The sequence below is a fragment of the Kitasatospora sp. NPDC088351 genome, assembly GCF_040685575.1.
Lineage (GTDB): Bacteria > Actinomycetota > Actinomycetes > Streptomycetales > Streptomycetaceae > Kitasatospora.
This window is the reverse complement of sequence record NZ_JBFBIL010000131.1, coordinates 1-2,534: the sequence shown is the minus strand read 5'-3', so window position 1 is coordinate 2,534 and position 2,534 is coordinate 1. Positions and strand designations below refer to the sequence as shown.

1 protein-coding gene is annotated in these 2,534 nt (G+C 75.5%); it reads right to left on the bottom strand.

Going from position 1 to position 2,534, the window contains the following annotated elements; translation table 11 throughout:
• The coding region (locus AB0P06_RS36785) for an acyltransferase domain-containing protein (RefSeq protein WP_363615354.1) at positions 1-2,522 on the bottom strand (2,522 nt) is incomplete at its 3' end.
• Positions 2,523-2,534: the final 12 nt, after the last annotated feature.

Below are 2,534 nucleotides of genomic sequence, written 5' to 3'. Positions count from 1 at the left end.
ACCGCCGTCAGCGGACGCTCCGCCGGAACCCCACCCACCAACTCGTCGACCACCGAACGGTCCGACACGTCGGCAGCCACCACCTCCACCGACGCACCGAGCGCCTCAAGCCCGGCCACCAACTCCGCCGCACCCGGCGCCTCCGCGCCGCGACGACTCACCAGCAACAGCCGCCCCACCCCGTACGACTCCACCAGATGCCGGGCCACCAGCCCGCCCAGCGTCCCCGTACCACCGGTCACCAGCACCGTCCCCACCGGATCCAGAACCAGCCCGGCACCGGCGGGCACCTCAGCACGCGCCAGGCGCGGCACCACCGCAGTCCCGTCGCGCCAGAGCGCCTGGTTCTCGCCCGACGCCAGCAGGCCGCCCACCACCGACGGGTCCACCGCCGCGGCAGGGAAGCCCGTCCCTTCGCCACCGAGGAGCACGACCCGGCCGGGCTGCTCCTGCTGGACCGAACGGACCAGCCCCCACACCGCGTTGACCGCCGGGTCCGCGTCCGGCGGCCCGGTCACGACCGCCAGCGGCTCCCCGCTCCGGGCGGGATCGGTGAGTCCCTGGTGCAGGAACTCCGAGACCCGGCCGACCAGCGCCCGGGCGCCCTCGGGCCCCTCGGCCGTCCCGGCGGTCAGGTCCAGCACCGCCGGGGCGGCGACACCGGCGGCGTCGGCGGGCAGGACGAGAGGCGTCCAGCCCACCTGGTAGAGGTGGTCGGTACCGGCCCCGCCGAGGCCGGCGAGCCGGTCGACCGGCACCTGCCGCAGCGACAGCGAGCCGACCGAGGCCACCGGTCCGCCGGTCGGGTCGGTGAGGACGAGCGAGAACGCGTGCGGGCCGGTCTGCCGGGCGTGCACCCGCAGGGCGGTGGGACGCGTGGCGAACAGTGCCACGTCGTTCCAGGCGAACGGCAGCAGGACGTGGCCCGGCTCCGGCTCGGCGATGCCCAGGAAGTTGGTGGACTGCAGAGCGGCGTCCAGCAGCACCGGGTGGATGCCGAAGTCCTCGGCGGCCCGGCCGGCGGGCAGAGACACCTCGGCGTGCACCTCGCCGTCGAGCCGCCAGACGGCCCGCAGTCCCTGGAACGCCGGTCCGTAGCCGAAGCCGCGGTCCGCCAGCCGCTCGTAGAAGCCGTCCAGGGCGACCGGCTCCGCGCCGGCCGGTGGCCACGCGCCGGGGGCGACGGTGTCCGGCGCCTGCTCGCCGCCCAGGAAACCGGTGGCGTGCCTCGTCCAGGCACCGCCCTCGCCGTCCTCGGGCCGTGAGTACAGGGCGAACGGCCGCCGGCTGTCGGGGGCGCCGTCCTCCGGCGCGTCCACCCGCAGGTGCAGCTGCAGGGCGCCGCGCCCGGGGACGAGCAGCGGGGCCTCGATCACCAGCTCCTCGACGGTGGGCGTGCCCGCCTCGTCGCCGGCCCGCGAGGCCAGCTCCAGCAGCACGACCCCCGGGGCGAGGACGGTGCCGGCGACGGCGTGGTCCGCGAGCCACGGGTGATCCTTCGGGTCGAGCCGTCCGGTGAGGAGCGCCCCGCCCTCGGGCAGTTGCACCGCCGCGCCCAGCAGCGGGTGCCCGACGGGCGCCAGCCCGGCGGCGCCCACGTCGGTGGCGGGGCGGGTCTCCAGCCAGTAGCGCTGGTGCTGGAAAGGGTAGGTGGGCAGCTCGGAGGCGGGGAGGAGGGCGGCGTCCGGGAAGGCCGTGGACCAGTCCACGGGCAGGCCGTGCACGTGGAGTTCGGCGGCGGCGAGCAGGACGCGGTCCCAGCCGCCGTCCTCACGGCGCAGGGTCCCGGTGACGACGGTCGGCGCCTGGACGGCCTCCTCCAGGGCCTCGACGACGGCGTGGGCGAGCACGGGGTGCGCACTGACCTCGACGAACGCCCGGAAACCCACGCCCGCCAGGGTCTCGACGGCCTCGGCGAAGCGGACGGTCTGCCGCAGGTTGCGGTACCAGTACCCCGCGTCCAGCTCCGGCCCCTCCAGCCAGCGACTCTCGACCGTCGACAGGAACGGGACGACAGCCGGCCGCGGCTTCACCGAACCCAGCAGCTCGGCGAGTTCGGCCTCGATCGACTCCACGTGCGAGGTGTGCGAGGCGTAGTCCACCGGGATCCGCCGCACGCGCACACCCTGCTCCTCGTACGAGACGACGAGCGTGTCCAGACCCGCCGGGTCACCGGCGACGACGACCGAGGAGGGGCCGTTGACAGCGGCGACCTCCACGCCGTCCGGCAGCGTGCCGGTCACCTCGGCGAGCGGCAGCCCGATCGACACCATCCCGCCCCGACCCGCCAGACCCCGCGCGATGGCCTGCGACCGCAACGCCACCACCGCCGCCGCGTCGTCCAGGGAGAGGATGCCCGCGACATGCGCCGCCGCGATCTCCCCCTGCGAGTGACCCACCACCGCATCCGGAACAACACCCAGCGACGCCCAGAGGCGGGCCAGGCCGACGTTCACCGCGAACGACACCGGCTGCACCACGTCCACCCGCTCCAGCGAGGCCGCACCCGGCACCTGATTCACCACATCGAGCAA